The organism is Acinetobacter sp. ANC 4169, assembly GCF_002135355.1.
Taxonomy (GTDB): domain Bacteria; phylum Pseudomonadota; class Gammaproteobacteria; order Pseudomonadales; family Moraxellaceae; genus Acinetobacter.
In genome coordinates, this window is record NZ_NEGE01000003.1 from 210,364 (window position 1) to 231,803 (window position 21,440).

General features: G+C 43.6%; 16 protein-coding genes and 4 tRNA genes. 8 read left to right on the forward strand and 12 right to left on the reverse strand.

What is annotated here, in order from left to right; all coding sequences use genetic code 11:
• From B9T26_RS03670 to hcaE, 5 genes are all read right to left on the reverse strand, one after another.
• A complete protein-coding gene (locus B9T26_RS03670) occupies positions 1-963 on the reverse strand; it encodes a 3-carboxyethylcatechol 2,3-dioxygenase (protein ID WP_086198449.1) in 963 nt (320 codons plus the stop codon).
• Between the two features lie 66 nt (positions 964-1,029).
• Positions 1,030-1,848, reverse strand: a complete 819-nt coding sequence (hcaB, locus tag B9T26_RS03675) for a 3-phenylpropionate-dihydrodiol/cinnamic acid-dihydrodiol dehydrogenase (RefSeq protein ID WP_086198450.1) — start codon at positions 1,846-1,848, stop codon at positions 1,030-1,032.
• A 2-nt stretch (positions 1,849-1,850) separates the two neighbouring features.
• Positions 1,851-2,177, reverse strand: a complete 327-nt coding sequence (gene hcaC / locus B9T26_RS03680) for a 3-phenylpropionate/cinnamic acid dioxygenase ferredoxin subunit (RefSeq protein WP_005250582.1) — start codon at positions 2,175-2,177, stop codon at positions 1,851-1,853.
• Positions 2,177-2,695 carry a 3-phenylpropionate/cinnamic acid dioxygenase subunit beta gene (gene hcaF, locus B9T26_RS03685; protein WP_086198451.1) on the reverse strand — a complete coding sequence of 173 codons (519 nt, stop codon included), beginning with the start codon at positions 2,693-2,695 and terminating at the stop codon, positions 2,177-2,179. Before hcaF ends, hcaC begins: the two co-directional genes overlap by 1 nt.
• Positions 2,692-4,059, reverse strand: a complete 1,368-nt coding sequence (hcaE, locus tag B9T26_RS03690; RefSeq protein ID WP_086198452.1) for a 3-phenylpropionate/cinnamic acid dioxygenase subunit alpha — start codon at positions 4,057-4,059, stop codon at positions 2,692-2,694. Before hcaE ends, hcaF begins: the two co-directional genes overlap by 4 nt.
• 282 nt (positions 4,060-4,341) lie before the next feature.
• On the opposite strand from hcaE, the gene hcaR reads away from it, so the two are divergent.
• A complete protein-coding gene (hcaR, locus tag B9T26_RS03695) occupies positions 4,342-5,241 on the forward strand; it encodes a DNA-binding transcriptional regulator HcaR (protein ID WP_086198453.1) in 900 nt (299 codons plus the stop codon).
• Between the two features lie 289 nt (positions 5,242-5,530).
• Positions 5,531-6,202: a DUF1345 domain-containing protein gene (locus B9T26_RS03700; protein ID WP_086198454.1), complete on the forward strand. Its 672-nt coding sequence runs from the start codon at positions 5,531-5,533 to the stop codon at positions 6,200-6,202.
• A 71-nt stretch (positions 6,203-6,273) separates the two neighbouring features.
• On the opposite strand, the gene B9T26_RS03705 is transcribed toward B9T26_RS03700, so the two are convergent.
• The 7 genes from B9T26_RS03705 to B9T26_RS03735 form a co-directional block, all read right to left on the reverse strand.
• On the reverse strand, positions 6,274-7,131 hold the full coding sequence (locus B9T26_RS03705; protein ID WP_086198455.1) for an alpha/beta fold hydrolase: 858 nt from the start codon (positions 7,129-7,131) through the stop codon (positions 6,274-6,276).
• Positions 7,132-7,425: 294 nt separating this feature from the next.
• Positions 7,426-8,679 carry an OprD family outer membrane porin gene (locus tag B9T26_RS03710; RefSeq protein ID WP_086198456.1) on the reverse strand — a complete coding sequence of 418 codons (1,254 nt, stop codon included), beginning with the start codon at positions 8,677-8,679 and terminating at the stop codon, positions 7,426-7,428.
• Between the two features lie 427 nt (positions 8,680-9,106).
• Positions 9,107-10,126, reverse strand: coding sequence for a 4-hydroxy-2-oxovalerate aldolase (gene dmpG, locus B9T26_RS03715; RefSeq protein ID WP_086198457.1), 1,020 nt, complete (start codon positions 10,124-10,126; stop codon positions 9,107-9,109).
• Between the two features lie 11 nt (positions 10,127-10,137).
• A complete protein-coding gene (locus tag B9T26_RS03720; RefSeq protein ID WP_086198458.1) occupies positions 10,138-11,034 on the reverse strand; it encodes an acetaldehyde dehydrogenase (acetylating) in 897 nt (298 codons plus the stop codon).
• Between the two features lie 37 nt (positions 11,035-11,071).
• Entirely contained in the window at positions 11,072-11,869 is a 798-nt protein-coding gene (locus B9T26_RS03725) for a fumarylacetoacetate hydrolase family protein (protein ID WP_086198459.1), read from the reverse strand.
• A gap of 658 nt (positions 11,870-12,527) precedes the next feature.
• Positions 12,528-13,196 carry an HAD-IA family hydrolase gene (locus B9T26_RS03730; protein ID WP_086198460.1) on the reverse strand — a complete coding sequence of 223 codons (669 nt, stop codon included), beginning with the start codon at positions 13,194-13,196 and terminating at the stop codon, positions 12,528-12,530.
• A gap of 209 nt (positions 13,197-13,405) precedes the next feature.
• On the reverse strand, positions 13,406-14,368 hold the full coding sequence (locus tag B9T26_RS03735) for an RluA family pseudouridine synthase (protein ID WP_086198461.1): 963 nt from the start codon (positions 14,366-14,368) through the stop codon (positions 13,406-13,408).
• 764 nt (positions 14,369-15,132) lie between these two features.
• Between B9T26_RS03735 and B9T26_RS03740 the strand changes: the two genes are divergently transcribed.
• The 6 genes from B9T26_RS03740 (at position 15,133) to B9T26_RS03765 (ending at position 21,333) form a co-directional block, all read left to right on the forward strand.
• Positions 15,133-18,495 (forward strand): Rne/Rng family ribonuclease, encoded by a 3,363-nt coding sequence (locus B9T26_RS03740; protein WP_086198462.1) that lies wholly within the window; start codon positions 15,133-15,135, stop codon positions 18,493-18,495.
• A gap of 196 nt (positions 18,496-18,691) precedes the next feature.
• Complete coding sequence (locus B9T26_RS03745; protein WP_086198463.1) at positions 18,692-20,533, forward strand: long-chain-acyl-CoA synthetase; 1,842 nt, start codon at positions 18,692-18,694, stop codon at positions 20,531-20,533.
• 193 nt (positions 20,534-20,726) lie between these two features.
• Positions 20,727-20,802, forward strand: a tRNA-Lys gene (locus B9T26_RS03750).
• 23 nt (positions 20,803-20,825) lie between these two features.
• Positions 20,826-20,901 (forward strand) — tRNA-Lys (locus tag B9T26_RS03755).
• 59 nt (positions 20,902-20,960) lie between these two features.
• Positions 20,961-21,036 (forward strand) — tRNA-Lys (locus B9T26_RS03760).
• Positions 21,037-21,257: 221 nt separating this feature from the next.
• Positions 21,258-21,333, forward strand: a tRNA-Lys gene (locus B9T26_RS03765).
• Positions 21,334-21,440: the final 107 nt, after the last annotated feature.

A 21,440-nucleotide genomic window follows, 5' to 3' on the forward strand; every position in this document is an offset into this window, starting at 1 on the left:
TTATTTCAATTCTGCAGATACGATGCCGAAGCCCGCAATCCACTCACTAATATCTTCGTAGCAATGAGTTGTCATTTCATACTCACCGACTTCATGTAATGCAGCAAAAGCAGCCATCCAGGAACGGACTTCCTGACCGCCACGACCACCCTCGACACGAATTTCAGCTTCGGTCATTGCCTCAATTGCAGCAAAGTCTGCTTTGGCAAAAGTTTCCAGCAATGCGCGATCCCACTCAGGGTTCAACGGTACGGCAATTGATTTATCACCTGCAGCCAGTTTTTGACCAACCGCAATAATCTTGGACTGACGGTTATGACGCGACTCTTCAGACGGGTTACGACCACAAATCAGGAACTCTTCCACTTCCGGAGGAACCGAACCCATTTGTGGCGTTGGTGGATCATGAGAAAGACCGCCAGTACCGAGTACCAGTACACGTTCGTTTTCAAGGTTCAATGACTTGATGAACTGACCTACTGCACGACCCAGCGCCACAGTGCGCTTGGTGGTTGGCATCGGCGCAGCTGCACCATTGATGAAAATCGGAATCGTTGGATAACGGTCAAGTTTGCCACCACACAAGAAATGCAATGGTTGAGTTACGCCATGGTCAGCTTGCATACGATATGAGTACGCAACATCCACACCTTCATCCAACACACGACGCACTAGATTAATGGCTGTTTCTTCAGGCACATCAATGTGGTCATTGTCTTTACCGTAATCCCAGTCCCCTGCGGCTTTGGCACGAATACCCACGCAGAAGCTTGGCATCAGGTCATAAAAGAAACCATTGAAATGGTCTGGACCAAAAGTAATGATTAAAGTCGGATTGTAGTCTTCAACTTCTTGGGCAAGTTTGGCAAAAGCTTCACGAACGGCTTGTTCTTTATGCTTTTCTTGCGGTGAAGCGAATTCCATTAATGGGCTGTGCGATGCACAAATGAGTTTAACGGCCATGAGTGACTCCTAAACGGAAGGCAGCCTGATCAGGCTGCCGAGTAAGTCCATTACGATTTAGGCTGATTAGATCTCATCAAAGAAGCCGGCACGTGGCTGACGTAAACCACGAATACCTAAGCCACATTCCGCGTTAATTAAAACGCCGGTCAATGGGCGGTTGTTTTGACGAGAAGCCAGTAATACATATGAACCAGTCATATCTTCAGGTTCTGGTAAGAAGCCAAGCGGCATACCACGTCCAATTTTTTCAGGATCGCGGGCATCCAATAAGCCAAGGTTTTCCTGGCCTAAAGATGCTGCACCTTTGATATTTACATTCATACCTGAGGGTGCAACTGCGTTCACTCGTACTTTAGGCGCAAGCTCATAAGCCAGTTCTTTCATCACGCCCACACCAGCATGCTTAGATGCAGTGTAGATAGGGCCTCCGCCTGCTGAGTACAGTGCAGAGTTAGACAAAGTAAATATGATAGAACCTTCAGAAGCTATCAATGCATCCAGTGCAGCCTTGGCACCCAAGATGAGAGATTTGGTGTTAATGCCCATAATCTCATCAAAAGCTTTTTCCAGCTGTTCACCAGAGGTATTGACGATATCTGCGTAGTGATCCCAGATACCTGCGTTTCCAACGAAACAGTCGAGCTTGCCGAAGCGCTCAACGGTTGCGTTCACGGCACGGACGTTGTCTTCATAGCTGGCTACATCGCCTTCGATCGCAAGAACTTTACCGCCAAAGTGTTCATTTAATGCATCCACTTTTGCTTTTGAACGCTGAAGTACGGCAACTTGTGCACCTTCTTCTAAAAAGCGCTCAACCAATGCCCAGCCTAAGCCTGAACCACCACCGGTAATAAGTGCAACTTCGCCTTGTAGCCAACCCATGATTACTCTCCTGCCATTTCTACAAACAATTGACCATCTTCAACAATCACCGGGAAAGTTTTGATTGGATCAGTTGCAGGTAGACATAATGCTTCACCTGTTTTCAAACAGAAACGTGCTGAATGCAGCGGGCATTCTACTGTGCCGTCATCTTCAAGATAACCTTCTGACATAGAAGCGTTACCATGTGAACAGCGGTCGTTCATAGCGAAGAACTCACCGCCATTGTTGAAAACTGCAAGCGCATCGATACCGTTTACGCCGCAATCCACTTTCAATGCTTCGCCTTCGTCTAATTCATCAACTTGGCAAACAAAAATCTTATTCATTAGAAGAACACGCTCAGGTTATGTGAGTTATAAGTCACCTGATCAAGGGTGATCTTACGATTGAAGATCTCAAAGCCTTGTTCAGTATCGACTTTACGGATTTTGTCGTGACGCTTACCACAGTAGATGGTGACATCTTTTTCTTTCTGGGTACGGTACAACAAGTAAGTCACGTAAACGTCGTATTCGCCTTCAACTTCCGTTGCCTCAACAATGATGTTAGACACCATGTGAGTGGTACGTGAAGGAGGTTCTTCAGCCCATGCCATACCGGTCTCAAGACGGGCAACACGGCGTTCCAGCAAATCTTTGGTATCGTTAAATACCCAAGTTGTAGGCGGCTCGATTGAACGGCGACGGTCACGTGTTTGAGCGTTTGGTGTAGTACGCAGGGTGTAAGAAATATCTTCTGACAGCACCGCTAACCAATCGCGGAATTTCCAGTCGTCCAGCATTTTTGCTTCACGATAGAGGAACTGACTAATTTGATGTTGAAGTTCTAAACTGATCTGACTCATTTCATAAGCTCCTTCTCATATTCGTCAGCTGCTTTTTCCACGTCTTCCCATTTTTCATGGATCAATAAATCTGCCCAACGGCGATACATGCCACGTGCTGCAGTTTCAGAGAAAATATAGTTGGTGATACCCGGAATACCGTCTTCACGAACTTTCTCGTTGCCTTTACCCATTTCCATGATCAGGCGGTTTTTACGCGCTTTATAACCACGAAGTACTTTTTGGATTTCGATCCAGTTTTCAGAGTCATCTTGCTCTAGGAAACCAGCAGGACCGAAGGCACGCGTTGCAGAACGTTCAAATGCTTCTTTCACTTCTTGAGAAGCTTCAGCATCGGCAATACAGAATGCCCACACTTCAGTTTTGTTTGGACCACGTGGGTGCCATACGCGAAGTGTTGCAGTACCGTTCAACCAAGACATGGTTGGGAACATGGTGTTGTGACCTGCAAGACGAAGCGCACGAACTTCACCCAGACGTTCTTTTACTTCTTCATACGTTTCACGGAAGTAGTTTGCTACTTCACCATCAACCCAAACGTTCGCATCTGGTTTTTCTGTAAAGAAGAAGCCTGAACCGTGACCACGTGAACCGTACTGGATCGCATCTTTAGCCGTTTCCCAAACCGGACGTGCGGTTTGTGCAGCACCTAATTTTTTAGATGATTCATCATCTGGTTTCGCGCCCAACACCTGAATGGCAGATGCGTGAGAGAACAATGCGTGATATTGGTCAGATGCGAACTGTTCAGCTGCAAATTTCCAGTTACACTCGATTTCCCATTTGTGCACACCACCGATGATTTCAGTACCACCCGGACGACGGTCAACTACACCATCGAGGTACCAGGCGATATCACCCATGTATTCTTCCAGATCTGGAGTGGTTTCATCCCAGCATCCGAAGATTAAGCCTTTGTATGACTTCACACGGTTAACTTCAACCAGACCCCATTGCTCTTTGCATGCACCTTGCGGGAAAGCACGCTCTTCAAGCGGGATGTCTTTTAAAGAACCGTCAATACCGTAAGACCAGCCGTGGTATGGGCAAGTAAATGCACGGGTATTACCACAGTCTGCGAAGCTCACACGCATAGAGCGGTGACGGCACTGGTTTAAGAATGCTTTGATTGAACCGTCTTTTTGACGTGCCACAATAATTGGATCTTCACCCATGTAGGTATTGAAGAAGTCACCAGCCTTAGGAATCTGGCTTTCATGGCAAAGGAACAACCAGGTACGACCGAACACACGTTCAAGTTCTAATTCGTATAGATCAGGGTCTGTATAGATCGACGGCGAGATACGTCCATTTTGTGCATCGACTAAAGCGTCGATTTCGCGCACATCAATTTTTCCACTCATGAAAAGCTCTCCTGTGACCAGTAACGGCACAAAGTAAATAGACTCAACTTTTCAGCGATAATGGATTTTTAGCCAGTTTTGGTGAAATATTTTTTTTGTTTCAATTAAGATATTTTATGGATTATTTAAAACTGTGGTTTATATATTTAAACACTAATAGAAAACGCAAGACCATTTATTTTCTAAATGACAGAATAATCTTCACCTAATAGTTGTTTATAGATTATACTGCTACAAAAATATAGTAAGACATTTTTTGGATTACTCTTTTGGACGAGTTATATGGAATTACGACACCTACGCTATTTTATCACCGTTGCAGAAGAACTTAACTTCAGTAAGGCTGCACTAAAGCTTTATACCGCTCAACCCTCTTTAAGCCAGCAAATTAAAGACCTGGAAGAAGATGTCGGAGTAAAACTGCTTTATCGTACCAAACGCAAGGTTGAGCTGACTGAAGAAGGTGCCGTATTTCTTGAACAAGCCCGCTTAACCCTGGCCCAGGCAGACAAAGCCATTGCCATGGCGCGCCAGGTGTCTCAGGCCAAACAGCAAATGCTGCGTATAGGCTTCGTTCCGGTGGCGGAAATGAAAATTTTCCCCTATGTGCTGCCGAATTTACGCGTGCAAAACCCTGATTTAAAAATTGATTTGCTCAGCTTAAACAACAATGAACAAATGAAGTTGCTGAAAAAAGGCGAACTTGATGTCACCTTTACCCGACACAACTTTAATAGCGATGAAATTGAAAGTTTATTTGTACTGCGCGAGCCATTGATCTTTATTTTGCCAGAAAATCATCCGCTGGCTAAATATGAACGCATACCAGTTAAAGAGTTGAATGGTATAGATTTTATTATTCCAGCAGCAGAACAGTCTTTAACCTTACACAACGCAATTTTAGATTTTGCTCACGCCAATGGGATTGAATTTAATATTGTGCAAAAAGCCGACAATATCCTGTTTAACATCAACTCTGTAGGGATGGGCCTAGGCTGTACCATTCTACCGGGTTATGTGGCTCCCCTCACCACCAGTAATTCAGTGATTCGTACTTTAGATGTAGAACTGCCTTATCTTGACCTGTATGTGAGTTACCATAAAAACAGCAGTTCGATGGCAGTGAAAAAATTTATTGAATTACTGACTCATGTGTTTTATCTGAACATTAATCGCGGTTAAGTCATCTTTTCTACACTTTTGTGCTGAATTAAAGCCACCATTATTTTGCTAATAAATAATGGTGCTTTTTTTTATTTCAATTTGTGTATTTTTAGACCCGCTTAGACTTAAGTCTTACTCATTTTTTATATCGTCAACACTGCATTAATAGGAAATAACGCATAACTTTTCTTTTAAGGACTTATAATCAATATTTCATCAGCAAAAAATTACAACTTAAGTCTAATAAATTCTTGGCAGGCTTTTTAAAATTTACAAAACAAAAACAACCATAAAGGAGATGATAACCATGCAGCTACTGCTCCGTATAAAAACAGGGATTCAGCACCATCTTCATTTCTTTCTTATCTTTCCTCTTATTGCGGTACTTTATGCCGCTTTTCAGTTCATGACCGCATGGAACTGGTCAACCTGTCTGTTAATGAGCTGGAATCTTGCTGTTTATACTTATTTATTCCTTACCCTTAAAAAACTCTGGCACGTTGACCATGCACATATCCTGCAACGTGCAGAGCAACAGGATGCCAGTAAATGGCTGATTCTTTTTCTGGTGATCCTCACTTTAATTATTTGTTTCATCGCGATTATTATTGAAGTGAATAATTTGCCTAGCAATACTGCCATTCGAACGGGTCATTTAATTTTATCCATGCTGACCATTACTTCAGCCTGGTTCCTGATGCATACCATTTTTGCGATTCATTATGCGCACGACTTTTATTTGGCATTAGACCAGAATAATGAAGGTGGACTGGATTTTCCGAAAACCCCCAAACCGACTTATCCCGACTTTTTATATTTTAGTTATATCGTGGGTACTTCTGCACAAACTGCCGATGTATCGGTTACCCACTCCAAAATGCGGGTGCTAAATACCTTGCACTTGCTTCTGGCTTACGGATTTAACACGACTATTCTGGCCATCACCATCAATGTGGCAGCGAACTTTATTAGCCCCTAAATATATTCATAAAAATATGCTCATAAAAAAGGATGACCGAAGTCATCCTTTTTTATCTTTAACAGCCGTGATTAAACACCACGGGCAGTTAAGTAGTCTTTAATGACAGTATTGAACTCTTCAGCTTTTTCCACTTGAGACCAGTGACCACATTGGCTGAAGATGTGTGCATCAGCATTCGGTACAGTATTTAAAATGTCCCAAGTACGTGAAACCGGAATCACCACGTCCTGTACACCGTGAATCAACAATACCGGTACAGTGATGTCTTTCATTTTTTCGAAGTCTAGCGGGAATTCGAAACGGTCACGGTCACGTGCACCCACTACGTCCATCAAACGGTTCGACGCATAGTCATTTGCAGCAGAAGCAAAACGTACTTTCACCAATTCATCGGTGATCAGGTCTTTGTTCACCACGAACATCGACAAGGTTTTCTTGATGCCTTCTTCAGTCAATACCGGGTTGGCATGCGCTTTAAGTGCAGCAGTCTGTTTTGCACCGCCAGTACCCATAGACACAATACCCAATACGCGATCTGGATAATCCAGCGCCAATTGGAACGCTAACCAGCCGCCCAATGAGTTACCGACCAACCAGGTTTTCTCAATGCCAAGCGCATCTAAAGTACGAACCGCATGATCTACCCAGGCACGGATACCGTAAGCTGTACCTGGTGCAACCACAGTTTGACCATAACCAATGGTGTCGATGGCGATACAACGTGCCTGCTCACCAATTTGTGGCAAGTTTAACCACCAGTTTGCCGCAGCAGATACACCAGTACCTGAACCATGCAAAAACAGAATAGGCGTACCCTCACCAACTTCGTGATAGTGAGTCAACTCACCTTCTGCTGTTTCAATCCATTTGTCTTCTAAGCCAAAGAATGGATCTGTTGTATATTCAGGGATTTGAACAGTGCTCATACATACTCCTCGTACAGTCTTTAGCTTGCGTTTCCATCTCTATTCAGAATTTAACGTCAAGTTGACTCAGTGAAATTTACTTTTTTACCGCCTTATATTACCTGTTCAAACCGGTCAAACTGATACAAATTTACGATCAAATACTATAAAAAAACGATAATTCAACTATTTGTTTTTAAATATTTTATTAAAACTTAAACCCTTATTTTTCTTAAGGCATTTAATAAAAAAATAGCTTTCTAGACAGCCAAAAAAGCGACTTATTTAAAGTCGCTTTTTTATTGCACCGCTTAATTAGAACTTATAGGTATAAGTGGTCGCTACACGGTACTCTTTTAAGTCTGATTTCCAGTCGAAATCGGTATCAATATACATCGCCTGGAAGCCTAAACCTTTCAGCTTACCCTCTGGAACGGTGTAGTTAACAATCAAATTCAGCTCATCCGATTTCTGATCTTTCAAGGTTCCTGCCTGGGTTTTCACCTCAGCACCTGAACCAGTGAAGTACACTGCCGTAGCATTTAAGCCTTTGGCACCCAATCCAGAGAAGTCATAACCATAGGTGAAGCCCCATGATTTTTCATTGGCATTGGTAAATGTTGCTACACCCCAGTTAGCCAGATAAGGCTGCGGTACCCAGCCACCCAATGTCGGGAATGCTGAATCACCGAACATTTGCTGGTAGCCCAAACCAACAGTATGCGCGCCATAATTGACTTTAGCACCTACAGACAAAGCCTGGTTATCAATCTCACCATACAGCTTGTCACCTGACTCCGAGTTATCGAAGTAACGGATGTGGCTGTCTAATTTGGCTTTTTCACCCAGCTTGGTTTTGTAGTTTGCACCGACATAATGCTGCTGATAAATATCTTTAGCATCGGCATACCAGTAGCTGCCGCCAATTTCAGGCGTGAACTGGTGATCAACACCTGCAATATACATACCGTCCGCTTGTGCACCATTGTCATAAGCTGGCGGTGCAAATTTGGTTAAATCACGGAACTGGTTGTCATAACGGTTGTTGATCCCGTCAATATAAGCAAGGGTAAGTTTAGTATCCTTAATATCTTTGGATTCTAACCACGCACCGCTATATGTAGTCAGCAACTGACGTGATGGATCGAATACCAGTACTGGAGATACCGGTAATAATTCACCTACTTTCAATTCAGTTTGTGAAACTTTGGCTTTTAAGGTTGCCCCTACTTTACCAAAATTGTCTTTCGACTCTTGACCATCATGTGGCAAAACCCAGTCCGGATTTTTATCACGGCCATTCAATTTAAATGCGTGCTGCACCAAAAGGTCTGCACCCACTTGAATACCGCCACCGATGTCCTGATAGCCAGATTTTGCATCTAGTGTGATGCCCTGAGACCAAGAACCCCAGTTGTTTTGCGGAAGATCTGCATACTGACGGTCTAAATAAAAGTTTTTGAATTTAAGTTGCACTTGGCTGTCGTCAACAAAATCTGCATTTGATGCAGTTGTTCCTAAAGTTGCTGTCGCAGCAAGTATTGCTATCCATAAGTTTTGACGACGCATGGCTGAATTCCCAGTAATCAAATTAAGCTATGACGCCATCATGCTTAACAATTGCAAATTACGAAATCCGACCAGAGTATTAAGATTTATTACTTTTATAGCTATTTTTGCTTTTTTATTTCAGTGATTAAAATCACGTTAAGAACTTTAAACAATAAGTTATTTTATCCTGCTTTTATTTCATTATTGTTAAACCCTTGTTCCGGTGTTTATTTTGAAAGAATTCGAGCTTTTTGACCGTAAAAAAAATTTGATTAATCGCTTTTAAGTTTAACCCAAGCTTAAAGATGTTTAAGCAATTGATTATATTAATATATTTCACCTATGACATGATATTTTTTATCTATAAAATCAAGTGTAAAATCAAGGTTTAGCCATAAAAAAAGCGCCCTTTCGGACGCTTTTTTCAGCTTTAACTTAAATTCAATTAAGCAGTCGCTTCTTTGGCTTTAGACATGGTCAATGCCAAGTCTTCAATCATGTCTTCCTGACCACCAACAGTACCACGGCGACCAAGTTCCATCAGGATTTCACGCGCAGAAACGCCATATTTCGCTTCAGCACGTTTCGCGAATAACAAGAATGATGAGTAAACACCTGCATAACCTAAAGTTGCTGCATCACGGTCAGCACGGATCTGATGTGTCATCATTGGAATGATTAAATCTTCCGCAACATCTTGAACTTTAAACAAGTCCACACCTGTCTCCATTTGCATACGGTTGGCAACCGCAACAAACAATTCAAGTGGAGTATTACCTGCACCTGCACCTAAACCTGCAGAAGCTAAATCGACACGCGTTGCACCAGCTTGAACCGCTGAAACAGAGTTCGCAACACCCATACCCAGGTTATGGTGACCGTGGAAACCGATTTCGATCTCTGAAGCCAGGTTGGCACGTAAAATACCCACGCGGTCAGTCACGTCTTGAGGCAACATATAACCAGCAGAGTCAGTCACATAAATACAGTTTGCACCGTATGACACCATTTTGCTGGCTTCTTCCAAAAGTTTTTCAGGAGTTGCCATGTGCGCCATCATCAAGAAGCCCACAGTGTCCATGCCAAGTTTACGTGCAGCAGTAATGTGCTGTTCAGAAACGTCAGCTTCAGTTGAGTGCGTTGCAACACGAATGGTTGCTACACCAACATCATGTGCCATTTTCAAATGGTCAACCGTACCAATACCAGGAAGTAAAAGTGCAGATACTTTCGCCTGTTTCAGGTTTGGAATCACCGCTTTTAGGTATTCTTCATCGGTTGCTGCTGCAAAACCATAGTTCACAGAGTTACCGCCTAAGCCGTCACCATGCGTAACTTCGATTAAAGGTACACCTGCATCATCCAAAGCAGTTGCAATGGCAACCATTTGTTCAGGTGTAGTTTGATGGCGCATAGGATGCATACCATCACGTAAAGTCATATCATTAATAATAATCTTAGACATTTTGGTATTCCTTAAGCTTCAGCAGTGTTTAATACGCGTTCTGCAAACATTTCTGCAGTACGTGCAGCAGCTGCAGTCATAATGTCGAGGTTACCGGCATACTTAGGCAGGTAATCACCCAGGCCTTCAACTTCCAGGAAGATAGATACACGGTTACCGTCAAATACAGGACCATTTACAAGTTTGTAACCTGGTACGTATTTTTGAACCTCGAGGATCATCGCATGCACTGATTCAGTGATTGCTGCTTGATCTGGTTCACCTTCCACCAAGCAGTGCACAGTGTCACGCATCATCAATGGTGGTTCAGCCGGGTTAATGATGATGATTGCTTTACCCGCTTTTGCACCACCGACTTTTTCAATCGCACCGGCAGTAGTACGGGTGAATTCGTCAATATTTTTACGTGTACCCGGACCGACCGATTTAGTCGATACAGTCGCGATGATTTCGCCATATTCAACCGGTTGAACACGTGAGATTGCAGCCACCATCGGAATAGTTGCCTGACCGCCACAAGTCACCATGTTCACATTTGGTAACTCACCCGCTTCAAGCAAAGCTTCAAGGTTTACTGGTGGTACACAGTAAGGACCAATAGCCGCTGGGGTTAAGTCAATCATCAACACGCCAAGTTCGTTTAACTTACGGCTATTTTCTGCGTGAACGTATGCAGAAGTTGCATCGAATGCAATTTTAATTTCGTCAGCTTCAACGTGAGGAAGTAAACCGTCTACACCGTCACTTGTGGTTTTTAAACCCATTTTCGCAGCACGCGCCAAACCTTCAGAAGTCGGGTCAATACCTACCATCCAAACAGGCTCTAAAAATTCACTGCGTTGTAATTTATACAGCAAGTCAGTACCGATGTTCCCTGGACCGATCAATGCACATTTAATCTTTTTCATGAACAATTTCTCTTAAAAACGCTCTTAAAATCTGGACTTATTCAGCAGCGAATGCAGCAGTTACAGAACCAAAACCTTCAATTTCAACCACGAATTCATCACCCGGATTCGCGACAACCATAGGACCTAATGCACCAGTCAGGATGATGTCACCTGCAAGTAAAGGACGGCCACGGCGCACCATTTCATCCGCCAGCCAAACAGCGGCATTTAATGGATTAGCAAGACAGGCTTTACCCACGCCTTGAGACACGATTTCTTCACCGCGTTTCATGATCATTTTGCAATTTACGAGGTCTAAATTTTCCAGTTTCACAGGACGTGAACCTAGTACATAAGCCGCAGAAGATGCGTTATCTGCAACAGTATCGATCAATGAAATTTTCCAGTTTTCGATACGGCTATCCACCACTTCTACAGCAGGCAATGCATATTCAGTTGCACTGATAATGTCTGCATAAGTGTGTTTTTCTTGGGTTAAATCTTTATTGATGATTAACGCGATTTCCGCTTCAACTTTCGGTTGAATCAACAGACCCGCAGGAATGGCTTCGCCATCACCATAAGCCATATCAGCAAACAACATACCGAAGTCCGGTTGGTCTACGCCAAGCTGCGCTTGCACAACTTTAGAGGTTAAACCGATTTTACGACCGGTTAAACGGCGGCCTTCAGCCTCTGCACGTTTGGTATTTACTTCCTGAACTGCGTATGCAATATCCACATCAGCATTTTCACCGCCAAGTTGCGGGCGAACTGGTGCAATCGCAGTTTTTGATAATTCAGCGTCACGTAATGCTTGCGCAACTGATTCAACAACAGCAGAATTCGACATCAATGTTTCCTTAAACTGCAAAAATTGGACTTATACCGTTAGCGATGGAAATGCGATGAACAACGAGAAAAAATCTGTGAACTGATCAAAGCCATCAGCAAATGGGTGCTGCCCATCTTGGCAAACGCGTATATGTATAAACAGTTTTAGAATCGGAAAATTGCGGTTTTTATGCCAATACTTATTTTATTTATGACAATAGCTAATTCCTATAAATTAACTTGGTTTTATTTTTAAAAAACAGACATATGAACAAAATATTAAAAAATGCTTTCTTGCATCTGCTGCGAGGTAAATTGCCAGATTCATAAAATAACCATCGATCTACGACTAAAAGACTAGATGCTTTGTCTATTTTTAATACAAGCTTTTTTATTAAATAATGAGTTCTAAAAACATCAATTAAAAATCAACATCTTATATTTTAATTATCCATCAGTTTCATCTTCAGCTCATATGCTGCCGATTAACTTTACAACCCTCATTTCTGTTCCATCGCAGTACTTTTTCGATATCAATGCAGATCTGCACACATGCCAGTAGAGCCTTATTGCAGTCAAATTTTTAAATGATGAACATGAACAGATCAAAATGAAAATAAAGATATAAAAAGATATAAAAGGATGATTTAAGATCATCCTTTTATATATCTCAATAATTAAACTGCCTGTTTTAAATTCACATGCTTTAATAAAAGCTGATGCAAATCCGCAACATCATCTGCAATCGCCAGCGGATTATAGCGGGCAAGGATTTCAGGCGTATGCACGCCATAACTTACCCCTATACGCGGCATGGCAATATTTTGCGCCATTTCCAGATCATAGGAGGTATCACCCACCATAATGGCATTTTCCGCACAGATTCCTGTGACCTGTAAAATTTCAGTCAGCATTAAAGGATCAGGCTTGGATTTGGTTTCACTGGCTGCACGGGTCACCTCAAATAATTCATAACTCTGTGTTTGATGAAGTACACGGTCTAAACCTTTACGGCTTTTTCCTGTCGCCACAGCAAGTTTCACCTCTTGTGCCTTTAAATCCTGCAACATAACCGAAACCCCTTCAAACCAGGCATCTCCTTTGGAGTTTTCCACATAGTGAGTGGCATAGCACTGCAAAATCTCATCATGTAATTCAGGCACTTCTGGAAACAAGACTTGCGCCACTTCCGGCAAACCCAGACCAATAATGCTTTTTGCAGCAGCTTCTGTCAGCGGCTGCTCGAACTGCTGTGCCGCAAACTGTAGGCTCGCAACAATCTGACCGACTGAATCAAATAGCGTTCCATCCCAGTCAAAAATGATGAGTTCTACAGGTGTGTTCATAAATGCTTTCCTAGTATTTGATTCAGTATTTAATTGTTCACCTCTCCCTAGCCCTCTCCTACAAGGAGAGGGAAACCCTTTTGCTTAGTCATTCATTTATTACTAAATCAAAATACTGACTACACGAAGTCTGAGTTAATGACAGAATATTTTACGTGATGTCCCCTCTCCTTTTTAAAGGAGAGGGTTAGGGAGAGGATTAAAACTTACTAGTCGTCAAAAGTAACGACCGGCTTATCCTTCTTCTGCGCTCTTAACTGCGCCACCAAACTCTGCATATCTTCAGGTAATGGCGCTTCAATAGTCGGATAACCCGGAATTTCCAGTCGCATCGCATGTAAACATAAACGACGTGGCTTCGGCCCGTTATATTCGGTTTCATGACCATATTTTTCATCACCAATGAGAGGATGACCAATACTTAAACCATGGACACGAATCTGATGGGTACGACCAGAAAGCGGCGAAGCATACACCAATGTGCCATGCATGAAACGCTCTGCCACATTCCATTGAGTTTTACTGTCTTTACCTTCTTTCGACACACGTACCCGACGCTCGCCATTGGCCAGCTCATAGCGATGTAAAGGTGCATCAATCAACTGTTTATCCAGACTGACCTGCCCTTTAACAATGGCAGCATAGGTCTTTTTAATTTTGTGTTCACGCAGTAAATCTTGCAATGTTTTTAAAGTACTACGTTTTTTACTGATCATCACCAGACCAGAAGTGTCACGGTCAATACGGTGAATCAGTTCCAGATATTTCTTGCCCGTTGCAGCACGCAGACCTTCAATCAGGCCATAAGCCACACCACTGCCGCCATGCACGGCAATTCCTGAAGGCTTGTTTATCACCATCAGGCCTTCATCTTCATAAACGACACGGCTGAGCAGGCTTTGCGCCACTTTATCCGATACCGGTGCCGCCGTTTCATCTTTTTGCTCATAACGAATCGGCGCAACACGAATCTGGTCGCCAATATTGAGTTTGGTTTCCGCTTTAATACGCTTTTTATTAACCCGAACCTGTCCTTCACGAATTAAACGATAAATCCGACTTTTAGGCACACCTTTGAGTCTGGAAAATAAAAAATTATCGATACGTTGACCCAATTGATGCTCGTCCACTTCAAACCAGGTGACACTTTGCCATTCTTGCGTAGAATTCATACAGTTACGATGACCCAAAAAAAATACTAAAATTGATTAAAAACTGATCACTTAGGCTATGCTTTACACAAGAAAGATAAGCTTAGCCCATAGGCAGATGATGCAAGGTTTGATATAGTCAGCGCACGGATACCACCGTTAGTGTGAAAAAATTTAATTCCTTCAATATTTTTGAAGCTCAAAATTAAATTTCACAATTCACATTAAACACGGAAAGGTCCCTAAAGAATATGCCGACGCCGAAGGCTTATTATATCGGCAAAAAAGCAAACTGTTGCGTTTAATTGTACTTCGTACATAAATCAGTTTGCCCTAAAAAATATGTCGCCAACGTTAAGTTGGTTTTTAAACGTAAACTGATACACATCAGATTAGTCGCACCCTGAAGCTGTATTCAGGCTATAACGTTGATGCATTGGATCTGCACATAAAGCAACGATACGATGATAATTCCGTATCAAGACGCCCGATCATGAATTAATGAAGGGACGGTCTTCAAGCTACGTGACAGTGAAAGTTACTCACATCTAATGCACCGTTAGTCCGCCAGTGAATCGTTCAGGTGACTTTAATCGTTTATAAGATTGAAGCCGTATTGCCATCTTCAATACGTGAATCAAAAACCGAAGCCCAAAAAAAAGGCCGGTAAAAAAGCTCAGACCACAATTGCGTCATTTTGAGATCTGGGTGTTGATCCGTAATGTGTGATGTTCGCTACGTGTATAGCGATGTTTTGGTGTGTATCACTATTAGGTGTTACACCCATGAAACGTATGTTGATTAATGCAACACATGCCGAAGAGATTCGCGTTGCACTTGTCACTGGTCAGCGTCTTTACGATTTCGATCTGGAAAATCGTACCCGTGAACAAAAAAAATCCAATATCTATAAAGGTCACGTGACTCGCGTTGAACCTTCTTTAGAAGCTGTTTTTGTAGAGTATGGTGCAGGTCGTCAAGGCTTCCTGTCTATGCGTGAAATCGCAAACTCTTACTACAAGGCAGATCCTCGCCAAACTTCAAATATCCGCGAATTGATCACTGAAGGTACCGAACTTTTAGTACAAGTGGAAAAAGAAGAGCGTGGCAACAAAGGTGCTGCCCTATCTACATTTATCTCGCTTGCTGGCCGTTATTTGGTCCTTATGCCAAATAATCCGAAAGGTGGCGGTATCAGCCGTCAAATTTCCGGTTCAGTTCGTGAAGAATTGAAAGAAATGTTGGCTTCACTGAATATTCCTCGTGGTATGAGCGTGATTGTACGTACCGCAGGTATTGGCCGCTCTCAAGAAGAATTGCAACTTGACTTGCAACACTTGATGGACCTTTGGGCACAAATCCAGAATACGGCTGGTTCTGGTCCATCACCAATGCTGGTACATCAAGAAGCCGGTGTGGTAACACGTGCAATTCGTGACTATTTACGTGATGATGTTGCAGAAATCCTGATTGACTCTGAACAAGCCTATAACGAAGCCTATAACTTCGTGAAAGCAGTCATGCCACGTCAAATCGACAAGCTCAAAACCTATACTTTAAATGAGCCTTTATTTGCTCATTTCGGTATTGAAAGCCAAATCCAGACTGCCTATGAACGTGAAGTAAAACTTCCTTCTGGCGGTTCAATCGTGATTGACCAGACTGAAGCTTTAGTGTCAATTGACATTAACTCGGCGAAATCGACGCGTGGCCACGACGTTGAAGACACCGCTTTAAATACCAATCTGGAAGCAGCCGAAGAAATTGCACGTCAACTGCGTTTACGTGATATCGGCGGCCTGGTGGTCATCGACTTCATCGACATGACCAAAGACCGCAACCAGCGTATGGTTGAAGCCAAACTTCGTGAAGCGACTCAAAGCGACCGCGCCCGTATCCAATTCGGTCAATTGTCTCGTTTTGGTTTAATGGAAATGAGCCGTCAACGCTTACGCCCATCTTTGGAAGAAGCCACTGGTTATGTTTGCCCACGCTGTCATGGTACAGGCATGGTGCGTGACCTACGTTCGCTTTCTCTTTCTATCATGCGTAAAGTGGAAGAAATTGCACTTCGTGAACGTCATGGTGAAGTTCAGGTTGAAGTGCCAGTTGAAATCGCAGCTTTCTTATTGAATGAAAAGCGTCATAGCTTGATTTATCTGGAGCAAACTTCAAACGTACGTGTAACCGTGTTGCCTCACCCGCATCTAGAAACACCACATTACGAAATTTCCTATAATCCTGAAGGTTTTGCACCAACCAGCTATGAACGTACAGAAGCAACACGTTCTAGCGAAAAAGAGTTGGGTTATGAAGCCTCTGAATGGCATCTGGAAGAAGAGCAACAAGCTCAGCAAGCTGCGCAACAAGCTTCCAACCAGCCAGAGCGCAATAACAAGAAAAAACCACAGCAACAGGCGGCTCAGCCACAAACTCAAGCTGTGGTTCCAGCAGCACCGTCTGCAAGTCCATGTGCCTGGTTAGAAAACCTGTTTGTACAAAAGCAGGCCACAACTGTAGATCAAGCACGCACTGCAAACAATGCCGCTGCTGCAATTGAACAAATGGTCAATGCCGGTGCGGTCAGCCGTGGTCAATTCGGTCAGGTTGTAACATCTGCGCCTACTCAGAGCGCACCAGCTGTTGCCACTGCAAACAACAATGCTTACTTATCGCCAACTGCGCCTGTTACACAAAAACAGGAACAGCGTGAAGTTGCAGATAAATATTCTGATAAAGAAGAAAAATCGCAACGTCACAACAAAAAGCGTAACAAGCCTAAAGAGCAACGTGAACAAACTCAGCACGACAATCAGCAAAACCAAGTGCATGAAGAAATTGTTCAGGTTTCTCGTCATGAGCAGCGTCAAGAACAACGTCCGGAACAGCGCCAGGATTCACGTGAAAACAAGCGCCCGACTCGACGTCAACACGCTGAACAGCAAAACGCCGATCAACAAGCAGAGCAAAATGCTGTGCCACGTCGTGACCGTCGTAACCAGCAACGTCCTGAACGCCCAAATCGCCACCGCGATCAAAGCGTATTGAACGAACAGCCAGCACAACAAGCTGCACCTGCTGCAGTAGTGAATGAACAGCAACCTAAAGTCGAAGTGATTGATACACCTCGTCAGGATGTTCTTCCAACAGCATTGCTGATCAATATCGATCAGGCAAAAAGTGAAATTGTTGCATTAAATTCAACTCCTGTGGTTGAAGCGCCAATTGCACCATCTGCACCTGAAGCTGTTGCAGCCCCAGCACCTGTTACTGAGAAAGCAGTGGCCGCCGCGAAGGAAGAAAAACCTGCTGCTGCAACTGAAACTCAGGAGCAGCACAAACCACGTTCTGCAGAAAAACGTGCCAGCAACGATCCGCGTATGCATCGTCGCCAAAAACGTGAAGCTCAGGTAAAACAAGCTCAGGCACCGAAGTTAAGCCCTTCTCAGGTTCCAACTTTGGGTCAATACACCGTGGGCAGCCTCATTCGCCATGTTTATGGTGAAGATTGCTCAGTATTGATTGAACAGTTTGGTTTAATTCCGACTTTCAACCGCGCCTTGGTAAAATTTACCGAGCAATATGCCGAGACCATCAGCCAACAGGCAACTGAAGCGCAAGCACCAGCACAGCCTGTGACGCGTGATGTAGCATTAACCAAAGCAGCACCTGAAGCAGAACCCGCACCCGTGCTGGACTTAACGCCGCCAACACCGGTATCTGACAAGCGTGTGGCAAATGATCCACGTGAACGTCGCCGTTTGGCAAAACAGGCTGCAGAACAAGCTTTAGAGCAAGCAAAGCAGGCACATAGCGAACCTGAAGTGACTCCAGTGGAAGCTGTTCCAGCTGAAGCTACTCCTGTCACAGAAGCAGAAACAGTGACAGCCGAAGTGGCTGAGCCTGTAGTGACTGTAGCGGTTGCTGAAACTGCTGTAGAAACAGTAGCTGCCTCAGTAGAAACTGAACAGGCAGCAGAACCGGTACAAGCTGAATTGGCGGTAGAAGCTGCTCAGGATGTACCAACTGAGCTTGAGCCTAAAGCAGAAGCTGAAAAAACCGAAGGTGAAGATGCTGACAAACCTGTCCGTCCTCGTCGCCCTCGCGGTCGTCCACCAAAGAAAGCAACGCCTGCAAGTGAGTCATAATTAGTCACATAATTAGCTCTAATGCAGCGAAATAAAAAAACCTAGTCATTCCGGTGACTAGGTTTTTTTTGATACTTTTATCGGATTAGGTTGATTGCACTAGATTGAAACGGATAAAAGACAAGTGTACAAATGACTGCAAGCGTATTGCGAACAAATAAACTGTATTGGATTACGAAAAATAAATAGGATTCATATGAACCATACCACACCGAGCGATCTTATTGGTATTGCGGATGTCGCAGCAAAATTACCTAAATTTATGAGCAAAGTCCCTCACCTGTTGAGTGGTCTCAAACAAGCCTATTTGCGTACCTCCAATACTCCTGCAGGCTTAGGGATTGCCTTTGAAAGAGCGGTAAAACACAATCCGCACGGCATGGCTTTATTATTTGAAGACCAGAAATTCAGCTATCAGGAACTGAATGAATGGGCCAACCAGATTGGACACTTTTATCTATCCATCGGTGCCTGTAGAGGTGATGTGATTGCGGTGATGGTGGAAAACCGCCCTGAACTGGTGGCCACAGTTATTGCCTTGGCAAAAATTGGGGTGACAGCTGCATTAGTCAACACCTCACAAACAGGCAAAGCCCTGACCCACAGTATCAATCTGGTGAAACCGATTGCCATCATTGTCGGTGAAGAATGCCGTAATGCTGTTGAAGAAGTTCGTCAGGATTTACAGCTTCAAGCAGACCGTTTTCATTGGTTCGCCGATCAAGCCACACAAAAGGATGCAGGCAAAACCCCAGAAGCCTGGGCCAATCTTGCAGAAAAAGTGGATCAATTTCCCAAATTCAACACCCCAACCACCCATACGATTCAAGGTAAAGATGGTCTATTTTACATCTACACCTCGGGCACTACGGGCTTGCCTAAAGCGGTCATTTTCACGCATAGCCGCTGGACACTGGCCTATGGTACCTATGGACATGTGCTGGATTTAAAATCTGATGATGTGATGTACTGTACCCTGCCGCTGTATCATGCCACCGGTATTGTGGTGTGCTGGTGTGGCGTGATTGCCGGCAGTGCCACTTTGGCATTGCGTCGTAAATATTCGACCTCTTCCTTCTGGAAAGATGTGCAAAAATTTGATGCTTCTGCCATCGGTTATGTCGGTGAACTTTGCCGTTACTTAATGGATGCGCCGGTGTCTGAACTGGAAAAAGGCCACCGTGTCACCAAAATGATTGGTAATGGCATGCGCCCGAATATCTGGGACAAATTCAAGGAACGCTTTGGGATTGAAGAAGTGCTGGAGCTGTATGCGTCCAGTGAAGGTAATGTCGGTTTTAGTAACGTGTTTAACTTTGACAACACGGTTGGCTTCTCTCCAACGCCTTATGCCATTATTGAATTTGATAAAGAAAACAATCAGCCCGTGAAAGATGCGAAAGGCTGGTGTAAAAAGGTCAAAAAAGGCGAAGTCGGCTTGCTGGTGGGTAAAATTACCCGACGCTCCCCTTTTGATGGCTATACCGATCCGGAAAAAAACAAAGCCGTGATTATGAAAGATGTGTTTAAACATGGAGATGCATATTTTAATACCGGTGATCTGGTACGCGATATCGGTTTCCGTCATGCCCAGTTCGTAGACCGTCTGGGTGATACTTTCCGCTGGAAAGGCGAAAATGTTTCGACCAGCGAAGTTGAAAATGCGGTCAGTGAATATGAAAAAATTGCTGAAGCGGTGGTTTATGGGGTGGAAATTCCGCATACCAATGGTCGTGCCGGTATGGCAGCCATCACCTTGAGTGATGGCGCAGAATTAACTGCTCAAGACTTAAAGCAAATGGCAAGCGAGTTTAAAAAATGTTTGCCGGCTTATGCTGTTCCGGTATTTTTACGCATTCAAGCTCAGGTCGAAACCACAGGCACCTTTAAATATCAAAAAAACAAGCTCAAAGAACAGGCTTTTGATCCCAACAAGACCGATGAACGCTTGCTGGTATTACTCCCGAATGCGACCGAATATTGTGATTTAACTGCGGAAATATTCAGCAATATTCAAGCCTATCAATACCGTTTCTAATTTCAGAACAGGTGTTTTTTAACAAGATTAAGCAAATTTGTTGTATTTATAATCAAACATCAACAAGTTTGCTAATTTTTACTTGCGCTCGTTTGATATCTTGCTACAATACGCTCCATCAAAACAAAGTGGTGTTTAGAAAGCCTTTATTTTCTTGCACTGCACATTCAGACAAGCGCTGAATGTTGGTTCAGGGTCGTTAGCTCAGCTGGTAGAGCAGCGGACTTTTAATCCGTTGGTCCCGCGTTCGAATCGCGGACGACCCACCACTTATTTTGATCAACCTAGAGATGGGTCGTTAGCTCAGCTGGTAGAGCAGCGGACTTTTAATCCGTTGGTCCCGCGTTCGAATCGCGGACGACCCACCATCTTTTAAAAGGCTTCTGACATGAAGCTTTTTTAGCTTTTAAAAGCACTCTTTCTGAATGGGTCGTTAGCTCAGCTGGTAGAGCAGCGGACTTTTAATCCGTTGGTCCCGCGTTCGAATCGCGGACGACCCACCATTCTTTCTTAGGGCTTCTTTCTGTACTACAATAGAAACGAAACCTGCAATATTCCGACCAAGACAAACCACACCGTTTCGGTTGATTCGCCATTCTCGAAATTTTGCTACACCGATTTTGCAAAACACAGTGCTTGAATGTACTGTAAAAAAATCTCAGATTTTTTCTTGCACTCGGGTGAACTCTTAAAGCGATGCTTTAAGTTCACTAATCCTTGCTCAGGGTTGTTAGCTCAGTTGGTAGAGCAGTAGACTCTTAATCTATTGGTCGAGGGTTCGAGCCCCTCACAACCCACCAGATTTCTTTATATTATTGTTCTTATTTTTATACGCACATATAATAAAAAATGCTCCATATTTAGAGCATTTCCATCTTTTTAAATTGCAAGCCTGGTTAAATCAACC